Origin of the sequence: Nocardia aurantiaca, assembly GCF_009708175.1 — a bacterium.
In the GTDB taxonomy this organism is placed as follows: Bacteria; Actinomycetota; Actinomycetes; order Mycobacteriales; family Mycobacteriaceae; genus Nocardia; species Nocardia aurantiaca.
Window position 1 is genome coordinate 317,069 of record NZ_WMBB01000006.1, and the last position, 16,213, is coordinate 333,281.

General features: G+C 68.3%; 17 protein-coding genes. 4 read left to right on the forward strand and 13 right to left on the reverse strand.

Translation table 11 applies throughout. The features are described from left to right. Positions 1 to 7: 7 nt before the first annotated feature. The 3 genes from GLP40_RS14990 to GLP40_RS15000 are packed head-to-tail and all read right to left on the reverse strand — an operon-like array spanning position 8 to position 2,167. Positions 8 to 505 (reverse strand): nuclear transport factor 2 family protein, encoded by a 498-nt coding sequence (locus tag GLP40_RS14990; protein WP_154788481.1) that lies wholly within the window; start codon positions 503 to 505, stop codon positions 8 to 10. Between the two features lie 13 nt (positions 506 to 518). Further along, a complete protein-coding gene (locus GLP40_RS14995; protein WP_328290216.1) occupies positions 519 to 1,352 on the reverse strand; it encodes a TIGR03619 family F420-dependent LLM class oxidoreductase in 834 nt (277 codons plus the stop codon). Between the two features lie 2 nt (positions 1,353 to 1,354). After that, complete coding sequence (locus GLP40_RS15000) at positions 1,355 to 2,167, reverse strand: SDR family NAD(P)-dependent oxidoreductase (protein ID WP_154788483.1); 813 nt, start codon at positions 2,165 to 2,167, stop codon at positions 1,355 to 1,357. Between the two features lie 105 nt (positions 2,168 to 2,272). Between GLP40_RS15000 and GLP40_RS15005 the strand changes: the two genes are divergently transcribed. Further along, complete coding sequence (locus GLP40_RS15005; RefSeq protein ID WP_154788484.1) at positions 2,273 to 2,878, forward strand: TetR family transcriptional regulator; 606 nt, start codon at positions 2,273 to 2,275, stop codon at positions 2,876 to 2,878. Positions 2,879 to 3,110: 232 nt separating this feature from the next. Here the strand turns inward: GLP40_RS15005 and GLP40_RS15010 are convergent, their stop codons facing one another. The 5 genes from GLP40_RS15010 to cysD are packed head-to-tail and all read right to left on the reverse strand — an operon-like array spanning position 3,111 to position 9,096. Further along, positions 3,111 to 4,244 (reverse strand): sulfotransferase family protein, encoded by a 1,134-nt coding sequence (locus GLP40_RS15010; protein ID WP_154788485.1) that lies wholly within the window; start codon positions 4,242 to 4,244, stop codon positions 3,111 to 3,113. An 18-nt stretch (positions 4,245 to 4,262) separates the two neighbouring features. Then, positions 4,263 to 5,114, reverse strand: coding sequence for an SDR family oxidoreductase (locus GLP40_RS15015; protein WP_154788658.1), 852 nt, complete (start codon positions 5,112 to 5,114; stop codon positions 4,263 to 4,265). A gap of 2 nt (positions 5,115 to 5,116) precedes the next feature. After that, positions 5,117 to 6,313, reverse strand: coding sequence for a hypothetical protein (locus GLP40_RS15020; protein ID WP_154788486.1), 1,197 nt, complete (start codon positions 6,311 to 6,313; stop codon positions 5,117 to 5,119). A gap of 6 nt (positions 6,314 to 6,319) precedes the next feature. Then, positions 6,320 to 8,191 (reverse strand): adenylyl-sulfate kinase, encoded by a 1,872-nt coding sequence (gene cysC, locus GLP40_RS15025; protein WP_154788487.1) that lies wholly within the window; start codon positions 8,189 to 8,191, stop codon positions 6,320 to 6,322. Continuing rightward, a complete protein-coding gene (gene cysD, locus GLP40_RS15030; RefSeq protein ID WP_196054668.1) occupies positions 8,191 to 9,096 on the reverse strand; it encodes a sulfate adenylyltransferase subunit CysD in 906 nt (301 codons plus the stop codon). The genes cysC and cysD overlap by 1 nt, the downstream gene beginning before the upstream one ends. Positions 9,097 to 9,433: 337 nt before the next feature. On the opposite strand from cysD, the gene GLP40_RS15035 reads away from it, so the two are divergent. After that, complete coding sequence (locus tag GLP40_RS15035; protein ID WP_328290181.1) at positions 9,434 to 10,321, forward strand: helix-turn-helix domain-containing protein; 888 nt, start codon at positions 9,434 to 9,436, stop codon at positions 10,319 to 10,321. Positions 10,322 to 10,436: 115 nt separating this feature from the next. Here the strand turns inward: GLP40_RS15035 and GLP40_RS15040 are convergent, their stop codons facing one another. Further along, the gene (locus tag GLP40_RS15040) at positions 10,437 to 11,609 is read right to left on the reverse strand and encodes an FAD-dependent monooxygenase (RefSeq protein ID WP_154788490.1); all 1,173 of its coding nucleotides are present in this window, start codon (positions 11,607 to 11,609) and stop codon (positions 10,437 to 10,439) included. 113 nt (positions 11,610 to 11,722) lie between these two features. Next, entirely contained in the window at positions 11,723 to 12,550 is an 828-nt protein-coding gene (locus GLP40_RS15045; RefSeq protein WP_154788491.1) for a helix-turn-helix transcriptional regulator, read from the reverse strand. A gap of 84 nt (positions 12,551 to 12,634) precedes the next feature. Between GLP40_RS15045 and GLP40_RS15050 the strand changes: the two genes are divergently transcribed. Both GLP40_RS15050 and GLP40_RS15055 read left to right on the forward strand, forming a co-directional pair. Beyond that, the gene (locus tag GLP40_RS15050; RefSeq protein ID WP_154788492.1) at positions 12,635 to 13,387 is read left to right on the forward strand and encodes an SDR family oxidoreductase; all 753 of its coding nucleotides are present in this window, start codon (positions 12,635 to 12,637) and stop codon (positions 13,385 to 13,387) included. Next, entirely contained in the window at positions 13,384 to 13,548 is a 165-nt protein-coding gene (locus tag GLP40_RS15055; RefSeq protein WP_230329577.1) for a hypothetical protein, read from the forward strand. The genes GLP40_RS15050 and GLP40_RS15055 overlap by 4 nt, the downstream gene beginning before the upstream one ends. On the opposite strand, the gene GLP40_RS15060 is transcribed toward GLP40_RS15055, so the two are convergent. The 3 genes from GLP40_RS15060 to GLP40_RS15070 form a co-directional block, all read right to left on the reverse strand. Continuing rightward, positions 13,545 to 14,084, reverse strand: a complete 540-nt coding sequence (locus GLP40_RS15060) for an NUDIX domain-containing protein (RefSeq protein WP_154788493.1) — start codon at positions 14,082 to 14,084, stop codon at positions 13,545 to 13,547. The genes GLP40_RS15055 and GLP40_RS15060 overlap by 4 nt on opposite strands. Positions 14,085 to 14,233: 149 nt before the next feature. Further along, positions 14,234 to 14,788 (reverse strand): NADAR family protein, encoded by a 555-nt coding sequence (locus GLP40_RS15065; protein WP_328290182.1) that lies wholly within the window; start codon positions 14,786 to 14,788, stop codon positions 14,234 to 14,236. Between the two features lie 73 nt (positions 14,789 to 14,861). Then, complete coding sequence (locus GLP40_RS15070) at positions 14,862 to 16,058, reverse strand: hypothetical protein (RefSeq protein WP_154788494.1); 1,197 nt, start codon at positions 16,056 to 16,058, stop codon at positions 14,862 to 14,864. Positions 16,059 to 16,213: the final 155 nt, after the last annotated feature.

Consider the following 16,213-nt stretch of genomic DNA (forward strand, 5'->3'; position numbering starts at 1 on the left):
CCCTCAATCAGCCCTGAGCGTGGGGTTTCCCGATGGTCCGGGGTGCGAAGAGCAACTTCCGGGCCGCTTCGGAGCCGTCCAGCGCCCGCGTGACGCGCTGGGCGATCCGCCAGCCGCCGCGGGTGCGGACCATGTGGAAGCGGTTCGCCCCGGCCCGCCACACGAAGAATCCGCCGTCCTTGTGCCGGATCAGGAGCGATTCGCACACCGCCTCGGCGGTGTCCCCATCCACGGTGACGGACGCCGGACCCAGGAAATGCGCCGATCCGGCCGCGATGAGCGATTGGTGTGCGGTCGACTCGACCATGTCGCGCACCTGTCCGCGGTCGCGCATGTGCCAGCCCTCGACATCGTATTCGCCGTCCTCGGTCCACAATTCGGCCACGGCCTCGGCGGCCCCGGCATCGACCAGTGGGCCGTAGGAGGCGATCAATCGGGTGATGGCGAGTTCGTCCTCGAGCCGCCGCAGCCGGTCTTCCAGTGCGGCGAGACGCTCTTCGATCATGAGAATCCTTCTTCTACCGGAGATGGCGGTCGACCAGATCGCGTAGCGCGGCGAGCTGGTCGCAGTAGTGGTCGGCGCCGGAGGCTCGGACCGCGCAGGTGAGGTGAGTCGCCCCCGCCGCGCGCAGCGCAGCCAGACGGCGTAGCGAATCCTTCTCGTTCCCTTGCGGATCGAGGGCCACGCCGGGCGAGAGCACGACATCGAAGCCGTCCGGCAGGGTGACGGTGGCGAGCATGGCCGTGATCTCGTCGGCTCGCAGCCCGAAGGGAATCCACCCGGTGCCGAGAGCGAGGGCGCGACGCAGTGACCGCCGGGTGCGGCCGCCCACCCAGATCGGCACGGTGGTCGCGGTGGCATGGGGATCCAGCACGAGGCCTTCGACTTCACGCCGTCCCCACGCTCCGCGCAATCGGCTCAGTGCCGCGTCGGCCAGCGCGCCCCGGTCCTCCCAGGCCGCGCCCAGCAGGGCGAATTCCTCGGCGAGGGAGCCCACTCCGACGCCGAGCACCACGCGTCCGCCGCTGAGCCGGTCCAGGGTGCCATAGCTCTTGGCCAGGGCCAGCGGATGGTGGTAGCCGAGCACCAGAACGGAGGTGGCCAGCCGGATTCGCGTGGTGTGCGCCGCCAGGTACGACAGGGTCGCCAGCGGGTCCCAGTAGGTCGCGCCGCGCACCTCGGCCGCCGCCGCGGGCACCCCCACATGATCGGAGCAGGTGAGGTGGTCGAAGCCGAGTTCGTCGGCGGCCGTGGCGATTCGGGTGAGCTCACCGGGTCCGGCGGCGGCCTCCCACGGTGAGGCGATGCCGGGCACCTGCACCACGATGGGCGTGGACAGGCCGAGTCGAATGGTCATCGCGCCACCCGTCGCGGCAGTCCCATCAGCCGCCGCATGCCTCGGTCGGCGCGCAGCACGGCGGCCGCCCGATCCGGGTCATTGCGTTGGGCGGCTGTGGCCTCGTTGCCGGACATGATGTGCACCGGGCCGTGCCCGAGCCGCGAAAGCCCTTCGCGCGCCACGTCATCGGGCTCGGACACCGTCATTCCCGGGACCGTGAAGTCGAGCCCGACCCGCTCCATGGCGGGTGTCCGGGTCACGCCGAGTACCAGCTCGAGCACATCCACCCCGTACTCGCCGAGCTCGAGCCACAGGCTCTCGGCGAAGATCCGCCCGAACGCCTTGACCCCGCCGTAGACGGTGTGATGCTGCGAGCCCAGGTATCCGGCCAGCGAGCCGACCATCAGAATCCCGCCCCTGCCACGGTCTTTCATGGCGGCGCCGAAGTGGTGGATCAGCGCGAGGGGCGCGGTGATGTTCAGATCGATCACGCGCTGGAAGGCGTCCAGATCCCCGTCCACGAACGGCGCACTGTGCGAATTCGCCCCGGCATTGAGCACCAGCAGTCCGACCTCGACATCGTCGACCGCCGCGATGATCTCCCCGACCGCGTCGGCCGACGTCAGATCGATGGCCAGCGTCCGCGCTTCGACGCCCAGCGCCCGGCACTCCGCGGCCGTCGCGGCCAGCGGTTCGGCCCGCCGCGCCACCAGCAGCAGCGCGATTCCGGCCCGCGCCAGCTCCAGCGCGAACGACCGCCCCACCCCCTCCGATCCCCCGGTGATGATCGCCCACGGCCCATAACGCTGCGCATCCATACCGCTCATCGCGATTTCCTCACCTGTGAGAACGAACTCGGCACCCTCCAGTTCTACAAACTTCCCCGCCGAAAAACTAGAGTGAATTCTAGTTTTTTCACGGAAGGTGAGCTCATGCCCCGAATCCCGGAGCCCCGCACCCCCGGCCGCGTCTCCACCACCCGCCAATTGGAGCGCCAGCGCGCCATTCTGCGCGCCGCCGGAAGACTGGGCGCCGAGCACGGCCTGGAACGCGTACAGATGAGCGAGGTCGCCCACACCGCCGGAGTAGCCCTCGGCACCCTGTACCGCTACTACCCGTCGAAACACCATCTCTTCGCGGCCGTCCTGGACACCGCGGTCCGCGAATTGCCCCACCCCGCAGGGGTTTCCACCGACCCGGTCACCGGGGCCGCCGATTTCCTGAGCCGAGCGATCGGCGAACTGCTGCGCCACCCCCACCTGGCCCGCGCCATGCTCGTCTCGATGAACGCGGTACGCGCCGAGAAATCGGCGTCTCCCGTTGTCGCGCAGGACTATTCGATGCCAGAACGTATCCTCGCCGCCGCCGGCATCACCACCCCCACCACCGAAGACCACCGCCTGGCCCGTCTCTTGGAACAGTGCGTCTATGGCATCCTCACCTGGACCACCGCCGGCAACCTCACCACCGACCAGGCGATGGCCGACGTCCACCGAGCCTGCGAACTGCTCCTCGCTCCTTGGCGATCCTCGCGATAACCGCCCGGCTCGGCGTCGCGCCTGGCGGCATCCCACGCACGGCCGCCCCGGTCCTGCGAGCGTGAGGACCTCGGATCGCCGTCGACGAGTTGCACCGGACCGCTTGGACTTTCGCCCCGCCGACCATGCCACGGCGCGGCCGGCGATGGGCCGGAGCGACGGTGGATCCTCGGCCGGAAATGCCCGACGGCCGGGGCGCGCGGGTGCGCGTCCGGCCGTCGGGGGTGGATGATCAGAGGGCGAATTCGGCTCGGACCCGGTCTTCGGTGAGGCCGTAGTCGGCCAGGGAGTACTGGTGGACCGGTTTGCGGTCGCCGGACTTGCTCTCCTCGTCGAGGGCTGTCATCGCCGCGCGGGCCGAATCGGTGTAGTCCAGTCCGAACGCCGAGTAGATCTTCTCCACGGTTGCGAAGGGGTTGGCGCGGAGTTCGTCGAATTCGATGTCGAGGAACTGGTCCGGGTTGTAGCGGGCTCGGGCGGTGTTGAATTCACGGAGGCCGCGGGACCACAGCTCCAGCTGGGATTCGCCGATCTTCTCGCCGACGAAGGTGGTGGACCAGCCGTGGGTGGCCTGTTCGGACAGGCTGCAGGAGGAGCCGACGATGGTGACCGGGTCGCGGTGGGTCTGGATGATCAGCGCGTCCGGATAGACCTTCATGAGGGCGTCGAGGGCGAACAGGTGGCTGGGGTTCTTGAGGACCCAGCGGCGGTTGTCGCCGAGACCGATGAGTTGCAGGTTCGCCTTGTGCCGCGCGTAGGCATCGGTCCAGTCCTGCTTGCGCAGCCACTGTGAGTAGGTCGGCAGGTAGGCCAGCGATTCATAGGAGATGGACTTCACCGTCTGGCGCAGCAGCTGCCAGCACTCCTCCACCTCGGCGGCGGTCATGTAGTGCACGCCCATGAATTCCGGGTTCTCGATCCGGTGCTGGGCGAAGCCCTTGTCGACGGCCTGATAGACGGGGTTGTCGGCCCAGGTCTCGCGCGGCGGCCGCGGCTGCGGGAAGTCGGCCAGCCACATTTCGAGGGCCTGGTGCTGCGGGTCGGCCGCGAGCAGACGGTGCAGGGCCGTGGTGCCGGTGCGGGGCAGCCCGGTCACGAAAATCGGCCTGGTGACCTGGGTTTCGGTGTAGGTCGGGTTGGCCTGCCAGGACGCTTCGCTCAGCGCGCGGGCGACGAGCGCGCCGCGCAGGAAGTACCGGCTCATCTTGGAGCCGAGCTCGGTGAGCCCGGCGTCGCGCTGGTAGGACTCCAGCAGAACGCCGAGCGCCTCCAGATGGTCATCGGACCCGAAGTCGGTCAGGCCGCAGACCTTCGACGCCGAGCGGTGCAGGTCCTCGACGGTGCCGACGTTGGTACGTCCGCTCATAGTGGTGAAACTCCTTGCTCAGACGTGGTATTCGCCGCAGTTGACGTCGATGGTCTGCCCGGTGATGGCATTGGCCCACGGCGACATGAGGAAGACGATGGTCTGGGCGATCTCATCGGGCAGTGGCAGCCGCTTCAGGTCGGACTTCGCGGCGGTCTGCTGATAGACCTGTTCCTCGGTGATGCCGTACTTCTTGGCGATCTCGCTGAAGTACCACTTCAGCTGATCGGTCCAGATGTAGCCCGGCAGCACGCTGTTGACGCGAATCCCCTTCTCGCCCAGCTCGGTCGCCAGGGTCTGCGACATGGCCAGCAGCGCGGCCTTGGCGACCTTGTAGCTGCCGTAGCGGGGTTCGGAGTGCCGCAGCACCATGGAGCTGACCATGACCACCGAGCCCTCGGTGTCGGCGAGGGCGTCGGTGAACGCCTGCGTCATGCGCAGATTGCCGAGCACGGTCAGGTCCACGCTCTCGCGGATCTGCTCGAAATCGGTGCGGGCCAGCGGCTTCATGGAGGGGACCTTGAAGGCGTTGTTCACCAGCGCGTCGACCCGGCCGAAGGTCTCGAGGGTCCGCGTGGCCAGATTCCGGACCGTCGCCTCATCGGTGATATCGGTAGGCACGCAGAGGGTTTCGGCGCCTCCCTCGGCCGCGATCTCCTCGGCGACCTCCTTCAGCCGCGACTCGGTACGCGCCGCCAGCACGACCTTGGCCCCGGCCGCCGCGGCCTCCAGCGCGATAGAACGACCGAGACCGGGTCCGATACCGCTGACGACGACAACCTTGTCCGCCAGCAGGCCCGTCTTCAGTCGGTGGGGGGTTTCCGGGGCTTGCCCCGAAAGGTGCGACCGCGAGCTACCGGAGTTGTCCATGCTCACCCCAGCATCCTTTCCGCGAAGCCGCGCTGGCGAGCGGCGATGCGCTCACGCCATCCGGCCTCGTCGATTCGATTGTGTTCGTAATGCGGCAGGCGTTCCGCCACTTTGTCCAACGGAACGAGCTCGATGGTCGGCCCGTCCTGCGGTGTGATCGGCCGATCGGTGCGCTGCCACCGGAACTGGAGGATGCCCAGCTTGCGGCCGGTCGTCTCGATCCAGTTGGCAATGCCCGGGTTTCGGGCGGAGACGACCATGCGGATCATCCCGTCCGGATCCACCTGCGCCTGCCGATGATTCAGCGAGCTCTGATGGTTGACGTAGTCGAGGGAGATGTACCAGCGGCTCCCCAGCTGGAAACCCTGATACGGCGCATCGGATTTGGGCACGGTGATGATGAGCGCCTGATCGTCCTCGAGCTCGAAGTGGCCGACGGAGGAGTACTGGGTGCTCAATCCGCCAGGGGTGAGCCGAGGTTCGGTCAGCGTATTGACCGGCAGGTTCAGATAGAACCATTTCGGGAAGTTGAACCAGGTGTGCACCCGGGTCAGCAGCATGCGCCCGGCCGCCCGGTACCGCTTGCGCAGCTGTTCCACCCCGGCCTCGACCGGCGCGGTCCCGATGGTGTTTACCCGCTCGATGCGAATGCTGCCCTTGCGCTCGGCATTCCAGTCGCCGTAGACCTCGCGCACGGCCAGCATGGACGCGCCCTCGCCGAGTACGAAGTAGTTCGGCTCCGGATTCTCCTTGGGCGGGCCGAAGCGCAGCTGATAGCCGCCGTCCTCGTTGATCTGCAGGCGCCGGTCGTCGAACGCGTCGTCACCGTTCGGAACGTCGGTGGCGGTGTAGTCGCCCTTGAGCACCTGGAAACTCAGGTCGGCGGTGCTGCCGCGCACGCCGGTGAGCAGGTATTCCGCATTCGGCTCGATGGTGGCGTGGTAGTACAGCGTGTCCGGATTGTCCAGGCCCATCTTGGTGTAGGGCCCGGTGGAGGACACGAAGTACGGGTGGGAGGTGCCGTGCGCCCGCGACAGCTGCAGGACCGCGGCGATGCTGCCCTGCAGGTAGTCGTAGCCCTCCGCCAGATCGTGCGGGTCGCGGATGAAATCGGCGGCGGCGATGAGCTTTTCGGCCTCGGCGACCGCCACGAGGAACGGTTCGGTCAGAGGCGCTTCGGCCTTTTCCATGTCTGTCATCAGCTTTCAGCCGTTCTGTTCAACATTCCTGCCTAGGGACTCTCGAATTCGATGGGCGATCTCGGCCGGCGTCCCGTCCGAGGGGGTGATGATCAGGTCGGCGAACTCCGGCCGCTCGTACGGCGAGCTGATGCCGGTGAATTCGCGAAGCTCTCCGGCGCGGGCGCGCTTGTAGAGGCCCTTCGGGTCGCGCAGCTCGCACTCCTCGAGCGGGGTGTCGACGAAGATCTCCCGGAACGGCAGGCGCCTGGAGTCGTGCAGCTTTCGCGCCTCGCGCCGTTCGGCGCGGAAGGGACTGATGAGCGAGACGATGGCCACCACACCGGCGTCGGCGAACAGCGCCGCCACCTCGGCGACACGGCGGATGTTCTCGCGCCGGTCCTCGTCGGTGAAACCCAGGTTCTTGTTCAGCCCGTGCCGCAGATTGTCCCCGTCGAGCAGGTAGGCGGGCTGCCCGGAAGCGATGAGCTGCCGCTCCAATTCCACTGCGATGGTGGACTTCCCGGAGCCGGACAGCCCCGTCAGCCACACGGTCGCGCCGACGCTGAGCCGCTGCCCGCGCTCCACCGATGAGCTGTGCCACACCACATTCGACGCCTTCTGCCCGACCCGCGGCGCACCCGTGGAGCGCCCGGTGATCATGCCCGCGGCCACCGTCTGGTCGGTGGTCTCGTCGATGAGGATGAAGCTGCCGGTGGCGCGGTTCTCGCGATACGGGTCGAACAGCAGCGACTGACGGCTCTTCAACGTCACGCGCCCGATATCGTTGAGCCCCAGCCGATCCGCGTCCGTCTGCCGGTGCAGGGTGTTCACGTCGAGCCGGTAGTCCAGCTCGCTCACCTCGACCTTGGAGGTCTGGGTTGCGGTGCGGATGGAGTACGAGTTCCCGGCCCGCAGTTCGGTGTCGTCGGAGAACCAGCACACCATGGCGTCGAGCTCGCGATCGGCGTGCGGCTGGTTGCCGGGCCGCGCGAGCATATCGCCACGGCCGATGTCGATGTCGTCGTCGAGGGTGAGCGAGACCGCCATACCGGTGAACGCCTCGTCCACCTTGCCGCCACCCGGTCCCCAGATCTGGTTGACCCGGCTGGTGCGGCCCGAGGGCAGCGCCACGACCTCGTCGCCCGGTTTGAAGATGCCGCCCGCCACGGTGCCCGCATAACTGCGCTGGCTCTCCCCGTGCGGCCGGATCACGTACTGCACGGGCAGCCGGTTGTCGATGAGGTTGCGATCGGAGGCGACGTGCACCTCTTCCAGGTGCCGCAGCAGCGGCGGACCCGGATACCAGTCGGCGGTGCGCGCCGACGGGTCCACCACATTGTCGCCGTGCAGCGCCGATACCGGAATGAAGCTCAGATCGCCCACGTCCAGCTTGGTGGCGAAATCCGCGAATTCCGAACGGATCTCCTCGAATCGCTGCTCGGACCAGTCGACCAGGTCCATCTTGTTCACGCACAGCACCAGGTGCCCGACGCCCAGCAGCGAGGACAGGAAGGCGTGCCGGCGGGTCTGCTCGGAGACGCCTTTGCGCGCGTCGACCAGAATCAGCGCCAGGTCTGCGGTGGACGCGCCGGTCACCATGTTCCGGGTGTACTGCACGTGCCCCGGGGTGTCCGCGATGATGAATTTCCGTCGCGGCGTGGTGAAGTAGCGGTAGGCGACATCGATGGTGATGCCCTGCTCGCGCTCGGCGCGCAGGCCGTCGGTCACCAGCGACAGGTCCGGCCCGTCGGCGCCGCGCGAGAGGCTCGCGCGCTCGATGGCGTCCAGCTGATCGCTGAACAGGCTCTTGGAATCGAACAGCAGCCGCCCGATGAGGGTCGACTTGCCGTCGTCGACGCTGCCGGCGGTGGCGAGCCGTAACAGGTTGCGGCGCATCAGAAGTAACCCTCTCGCTTGCGATCTTCCATGCCGGAGTCGGAGATGCGGTCGTCGGCGCGGGTGGCGCCGCGTTCGGTCAGGCGGGTGACCGCGGTTTCGGCGATCACCTCGGCCGGATTGGCGGCGGTGGATTCGACGCAGCCGGTGCAGGTGGCGTCGCCGACGGTGCGGAAGCGCACCGTGGTCTCGAACATCTGCTCGTCCAGGCCGATCTCCAGGAATCGGTTGTCGGCCAACAGCATTCCATCACGCTCGACGACGGTACGGCGGTGCGCGTAGTACAGGCTCGGCAGCTCCACCTCGGCCTGGTCGATGTACTCCCAGATATCCAGCTCGGTCCAGTTGGACAGCGGGAACACCCGGATGTGCTCGCCCTTCCGGTGCCGCCCGTTGTAGAGATTCCACACCTCCGGCCGCTGCGCCCGCGGATCCCAGGCGCCGTACTCGTCGCGGAAGCTGAACACCCGCTCCTTGGCGCGCGCCTTCTCCTCGTCGCGCCGGGCGCCGCCGAAGACCGCGTCGAAGCGGTACTCGGCGATGCTGCGCAACAGCGTTGCCGTCTGCAGACGGTTGCGCGTCTCGCCGCGGCGCTCGGTCACGCGCCCGGCGTCGATGTCGTCCTGCACCTTGCCGACCAGCAACTGTGCCCCGAGCCGGGCCGCGGTGCGGTCGCGGAAGTCGATGACCTCGTCGAAGTTGTGCCCGGTGTCGATGTGCAGCAGGGGAAACGGCAGCGGCGCCGGCCAGAACGCTCGTCGCGCCAGTTCCAGCATGACCGCGGAGTCCTTGCCACCGGAGAACAACAGCACCGGCCGCTCGAAGGTCGCCGCCACCTCCCGAATGATGTGCACCGATTCCGCCTCCAAGGCGTTCAGGTGCGACAGCTCATATCCCGCGCGCATCTCTCGTCCCATTCACCGCGTCATCCGATCCGGGTGGCCAATCAACCCTTGTGGTGTCGAATATTCGACGCTATTGTTCGATAATATGACACCGACATTAGGTCGGTACCCGGGCGACGGTCAATACCCGCCGTCCGAATTCCCCACACCCGAGACCACTCCGGCGCCGATGACCGATACCCCGGCCGATACGATCGGGCGCGCCCCTCCCGCGCCGCCGGGACCGACACCAGCAGGGATCGAGTTGCCTGAATCCACCACCGCCCCTGTGGCTTCCGAACCGGGAACGGCGGCCGAACCAGGTCCGGCGCCCGCGTCGCCGCCGACCCATCGGGTCGTGCAGGCGATCGAGCTGCTGTCGCGCCATGCCGGCGAGCGCCTGTCACTGGCCCGCATCGTGCGCGCCACCGGCATGTCCCGGGCCACCGCGCACGCCGTGCTCACCCAGCTCACCGCCGACGGCTGGACAGTGCGCGACGGCGAGGGGAATTACAGCCTGGGCCTGGGCCTGCTGGCGGTGGCGCGCCGCGCCGACACCGCCTTCCCCCTGCGCCGCCTGGCCCTGAATCCGATGCGCACGCTCGCCGACGACCATGACGTACCCGTCTTCCTCGCCGAACTGGAGCGCCAGGGTGGCGTGCCGTCATTCACCCCTGGAAAGCCCGGGCAGAACATGGCGGGAGGGGACGCGGGCATCGACGCCATCGTCATCACCGAGGTGCTCGGCACACCCTCGGTCCCGTGGATCCGGCCCGCCCGCCGCATGCCCTTCGCCCCGCCCGTCTGCCGCGAATTCATCGCCTGGGCACCGGAATCCGAGCGCGAAGCCTGGCTGGCCGCCGCCGATCCCCGCCACCGCCCCCGCCTCACCGCGGTCCTGGACGCCATCGCCGCCCGCGGCTACTCCGTCGAACGCCTCGCCGACGAATCCGCCCCCATGCTCGAAGCCCTTGCCGCCCTACGTCACTCCCCCGTCACCGATCCCCTGCGCCACCGGCTCAGCGCCATGATCGCCGACCTCATCACCATCGACTATCTCCCCGACGAGCTGGGCGACCACAACGCCGTCGTCTCCGTGGCGGCCCCCGTCTTCTCCCCCGGCGGCTCGGTCATCGCCTCCATCGTCGCCTGCCCCGACACGAACCTGCCCGCCGCCCGCCTGCGCTCTCTCGCCGACGCCACCATCGCCGCCGCCGATACCGTCACCGCCTCACTGCGCAGCTGACACCCCCGGGCCCTACTACCGGGATCGCCGGTGATCGATACCGCGAGATCGTCGAATCCACCACGATCGGCGGCCCGCGCCTTCGGGTGCGGGCCGCCGAATCATGCCGCGGGAGTCAGCGATTGGCCAGTTCCGAGAGCTGGTAGGCCAGGGCGCGGCGAAAGGCGGGGATGCGGGCGGCGGTGCTGATGACCAGGTTCCGGATCAGCCGCGCGGGCAGCGGGCGCAGGGTGGCCATGCGGGTGACGCGGTCGGTGAAGCCGACCACGCCGAGCGCGACCGGGCGGCGGGTCCGCTCGTACTCGTCGAGGGTGGCCTCCGGAGCCCCCTCGGCCACCGCGGCGAGCAGGCGGCCGAGCATCGCGGCGTCCTGGATGCCGGTGTTCATGCCCTGGCCGCCTGCCGGGCTGTGCACGTGCGCGGCATCCCCGGCCAGCAGGACGCGCCCGGCGCGGTAGTGGTCGGCGACCCGGTGGTGCACGCGGAAACGCGAACTCCAGATGATCTCCTCGATTCGGGCGTGGGCACCCGGGCGGCGCGCGTCGACCAGCGCCTGCACGTAGGCCAGATCCTGGTGCTCGGGGGCGTCCGCCACGGTGGCGACGATGCGGAAGCGGTCGGGCCGCGGGTCGGGCAGCGGCGCGACGACGGTGACACCCTCGGGCGACAGGTGCAGGGAGACCTCGTCGCGCGGGTCCGGCCACGTCATGCGGACATCGGCGAGGACGAAGGATTCGGGGTAGGTGGCGCCGGTGAAGCCGATTCCGGCGGCCTCGCGGACCTTGCTGCGCATGCCGTCCGCGCCGATGACCCAGTCCGCGCGAATGGAATTCGCGCCCCCGTCGGCATCGAGGTAGGAGACGGTGACGCCGTCGGCGTCCTGGCCCACACCGGTCACCTCGGTGTGGCGATACACCTGCGCGCCCGCTTTCTCGAGGCGCGCCAACAGGATTGCCTCGGTCGATTCCTGACCGATCATCACGGTGTAGGGGTACTTGGTGGGCAGACCGTCGAACGAGATGCGGGCCAGCGCGTGATCGCCGTCGCGCATCACGAAGCGCGGCACCACGATTCCGCGCTCCAACAGTGCCGCGGTGACGCCGAACTGCTCGAGCACCTCGAGGGTGCGCGCGTGCACCACGACCGCGCGGGAGGTGTTCGCGCCCTCGGCCAGTTTGTCCAGCAGTACCACATTCACACCCGCGTCGGCGAGCGCGATGCCCGCCGTCATTCCGGCGGGACCGGCACCCACGATGACGACCGAGGCGGTGGCGGGGACGGTGTTCATGACGCCTCCTGAGGCTCTGCCAACATTTGTTGGCCAACGTCTGTTGAATTAGACGGTACTGCCCGACGCGAGGCATGTCAACACTTGTTGGCCAACGAATGTTGACCATATCTTCAGCGGTCGGCGGCGGCTGCCAGCGAGTGAAAGACGCTCGCGGTCCGAGTGTTCGGCGCCGCGCAGTAGACGATGACCCGCTGATCGGTGTCGGAGACGTGCAGCACCTGGCAGTGGAAGTCCAGCGGCCCGAGCTCGGGGTGACGGATGCGCTTGCGGTACGTGCGCCGCACCTCCACATCGTGGGCCGACCACATGTCGGTGAAACGCTCGGAGGTGCCGAGCAAGTCGGTGACCAGCGCGGCCAGCGCCGGATGCCCCGGATACCGGGCGTAGGCCGCCCGCAGGTCGGCGATGAGGGAGCGGGCGAAGTCGCGGGTATCGGAGTCGGCCCACTGCGGGTGGTCGGCGGCCTCCCGGAACATCCAGCGGATCATATTGCGCTCATGGCCGGGGACGGTGTCGAGATCGCCGAGGAAGGGGGTGGCCGCCCGGTTCCAGGCGAGCACCTCGTACGTCGCGTCCACCACGTAGGCCGGGGCCGCCAGATTGTCGAGAATGACCCGAACCGCCTGCGGCACAGTCTTGTTCGGCCCGGTCACCGCGGGCGGCGACTCCCCCGCCATGCGGAACAGGTACTCCCGCTCGTCGACGGTGAGCATGAGCGCGCGGGCCAGCGCCGCCACCACCTGCCGTGACGGTTTGGAGCCGCGGGCCTGCTCCATGCGGATGTAGTAGTCGACCGAGATGCCGGCCAGCTGCGCCACCTCCTGGCGGCGCAATCCCGGTGCGCGCCTGTTGATTCCATTCGGCAGGCCGACATCGCTGGGTGTCAGCCGGTTGCGCCGGGTTCGGAGGAAGGCCGCGAGTTCGTTCCTGTCAGCCATGGCACCAGTGTGGGCCGATTTCGCGGTCGAAGGTGGTACAAACTGGCCCTCCCCCGAAAACCGCGGCCGGGTGATGCTTTTCGCATGACTACGACCGCACTGATCACCGGAGCCAACAAGGGCATCGGCTACGAGACCGCCCGGCAGCTGGCCGCGCGCGGCATGACCGTCCTACTCGGCGCGCGGAATCCCGAACTCGGGCATGCCGCCGCCGACAAACTGCGGGCCGAGGGCGCAGACGCCCGATTCATCCGGATCGACGTCACCGACGAGGAATCCATCGCAGCGGCCGCCGCGCGCGTCGAATCCGAGTTCGGCACACTCGACGTCCTCATCAACAACGCGGCCATCACGGGCGGACTCGAGGGCGACGGCACAGCGTCCTCCGGCACCCTCACCACCCTGCGGCGGGTGTACGAGACCAATGTGTTCGGTCTGGTGGCCGTCACCAATGCCCTGCTCCCGCTATTGCGACGCGCCGAGGCGGCCCGAATCGTGAACGTCTCCAGCGAAGTCGGCTCGCTGGCCGGACGCACCGATCCGAACAGCCCCATGGCGCAGATGGTTTCGGCGATTCCCTACTCCTCGTCCAAGACGGCCGTGAGCATGGTGACGGTCCTGTACGCGATGGAACTGCGTGACACCCCGATCAAGGTGAACGCCGCCAACCCCGGTTACACCGCGACGGACCTCAACGGCCACAGCGGCTTCCGCACCGCCGAGCAGGGCGCCGAACCCAGCGTCCACCTCGCGACACTGCCCGCGGACGGTCCGACGGGCACCTTTTGGGGCTACCTGTGGGGTCAGGACGAGGAGTACGGCGTGATCGCCTGGTGAGACCGACCCGCTGCCCAGCTGAGACGGATCGCCGCGGTGCCACCCGCGTCGTTCACCGCACCGAGATCACCGGCTCGGCCGCCGACACCCTCGGCCCGGAGATCACCGCCGACTTCCCCGAAATAGTCGCGGGTTCGATCAAGCACGCCGGCCAGAACTAGCTCACCGCGCCGCCGCGCCTTTCATGCAGCAGCAGAAGGGAATACGCGGCCACACTCTGCGCGTCCACGATCGCGCCCTCCTGGATCATGGACTCCACCTCGTCGCGCGAGAACCACGCGGACTCCATGTCCATCTCCGAGGGCTCCCGCTCATGCGCCCCCTCGGTGAGCTCGGTAGCCAGCACCACATACCCGTAGTGCGTGCTGGTGGCCGGCGCCGGCGCCACCTTCCCCAGCACCGTGAACCGTCCCGCCCGCAACCCCGTCTCCTCCCGCAACTCCTGCCGGGCCACCGCGACCGGATCGCTCTCCCCCGCCACCGCCCCACCCGGAAACTCCCAGCACCTGCGCTCCAGCGGATACCGATACTGCTCCACCAGCTGAAACCGCTCACCATCCCACGGAATCACGATCGCGAAGTCCGCCTTGCGGATATAGGCATAGATCGACTCCTCCCCATCGACCTGCCGAACCACATCCTCCCGCAACGTGATCCACCGATTCGCATAAACCTCACGACTCCGCACAGTCTCCATCCCCCGATCCTCCCTCACACCCGATCGAGATCAGGGAGGGAATGCGGCGAATTCCCTCGACCACAACCTTCTGATCGTCATCAGCGCTCGGGCCGGCGAGTGGTGCTTCACCGGTTCTCGCCAGGGCGCCGGGGCGGCCGAGGGCGGAATCAGAGCTGGCGGGCGGGGGCCAAGGCGTCGCGGGCGTCCATGAGGGCGAAGCCGAGGAGGTTTCCGCCGCGCCAGCGCGATGGGTCGGACGCCGCGGGGTTCTCGGCGCCGAGGCCGATGCCCCAGATGGTGTCTCGGGGGGCGGCTTCCACGAGGACCTTGTCGGTGGTGGCGAGGAGGAAATCGCGGAGTTGGTCGTGCTGGCCGAATTTGGCGATGCTGCCGCGCAGGACGATGTCGAAGCGGTGGGCTTCCCAGGTGTCCTGGTCGAAGCCGGAGATGGCGCGGCCCATGCGTTTGGCATCGGCGGGGGTGTCGCTGGACAGGATGCGGCTGCGCATGTCCTCGTCGCCGAAGAGGCGGGCCTTCTCGGCCATCATGAAATGCTCTGCGCTGCCGTAGTTCTGGCCGTCGACGGTGAATTCGACGGGCCACCACTGGCTCAACACCCACTTGCCGACCTCATGGCCCGGGGTGCGGGTGTGCCCCCAGAAGAAGAGAAACTCCGGTCTGGCCCCGTCCGCCATGTCCGCTGTCAGCTGCGCCCTGTCCACGCCGCGACCCTAACCGACCCGGGTGACACAGTCGCGGAGATATCTCGCCACACGGGCGACGCGCCGCGGCAGGTCAGCTGGCGAGTGCGCGCAGACGAGTCATGATCTCCGCGGGCGGATGGTCATGCACGCGGTAGCGCGGCGGGTCGTACTCCGCGGCGAGTTTCAGCGGCACCAGACCGGACACGTCGTCCCAGGCGACGCGGAAGACATCGCCCTCGCCGGTGACGAAGCAGATGAAATCGGCCACGGGTAGCAGAGTGGTGGCGCCGTCGGTCCAGGAGGTCATGGTGTACTCGCCGCCGTCGGGTGCGCGCACGTGCAGCAATTCCATGATCGCGCCCTCACACCCCTCCTCGGCGCGCAGCTTCTCGGTCTGCGCGTGATACGCGCCGACGGCCAGCCGAGCCTGCGCGCGCCGGATGAGCGAGTAGGCCGGATGATCCTCGGGCACTTCGAGGGGAATCACCTCACCGTTGTCGTCGACGGTGTACGGGACGGCCGACAGCGGGCGCAGTGCGGCTTCCTGCCGCTCCGCGGCCAGGGCGAGCAGTTGCGGCATCACCGCGGGCGTGGCGCCCAGCACGACCAGCATGCCGAGGTGGCCCGGCAGGAAGAGCAGTGGACGCGTATCGGTTCGAGCCCGCACCCCTTCGAGCCAGCCCGCCACCAGCGGTAGCGAACCGACATAGCTCTCGCCGTCGTCATCGGCGAAGTCCAGCACCCGCACCCCCTGCGGCGGGTCGAAGGCCTCCATGGTGTTCATGGCCAGCTCGGTGAGATTGGCGTGCGCGATGGAATACACGTGTTCGGCGTCCACGCCCCAGCGCGAGAGATCCTGTTCGGTCACGAACTGCACGGTGCTGGGGAGGTCGATGACCACCAGCTCGGACAGATACGGCAGCGCCGGCCGCGAGAGCACCAGGTCCCGCCCGTCCAGCCCGGCGACCTTCACCGCGCCGTATCCGGCCCGCCGCAGCACCGGCCGCAACCGGTGCGCCACCTGCTCCCAGCCCTCCGGCGCGTCCGGCGGCAGGATGAGGTTGTCCACGGCATCGAACAGCCCCGCGCTGATCTTCCCGTTGAACCGGCGATACAGCGTGTCCAGATTCAGTTTGGCGACGTATCCGTTCCTGAGCCGGTACGCGATCTCGTACGCCTCGGCGTCGAATTGCGCGGTTTCCACGGCCTCATATCCCCGCACCTGTTCCAAGACCTTCTTGCCGAACCGAATTCGCGGCGAACCGAAGACCCCACCCAGGAAACCCATATACCGGACTCTACGCGCGAGGGCCGACAAACGCTCCCCGCAAACCCCTAGGGAACCTGTGTGCCACAACCCGAAACGCGCTGTTCACAGCGTGTCCGCGCACTGCTCGCTGAGACGCTTGTCCAAGTACGAGCACGATGCGCGTGACTATGGTT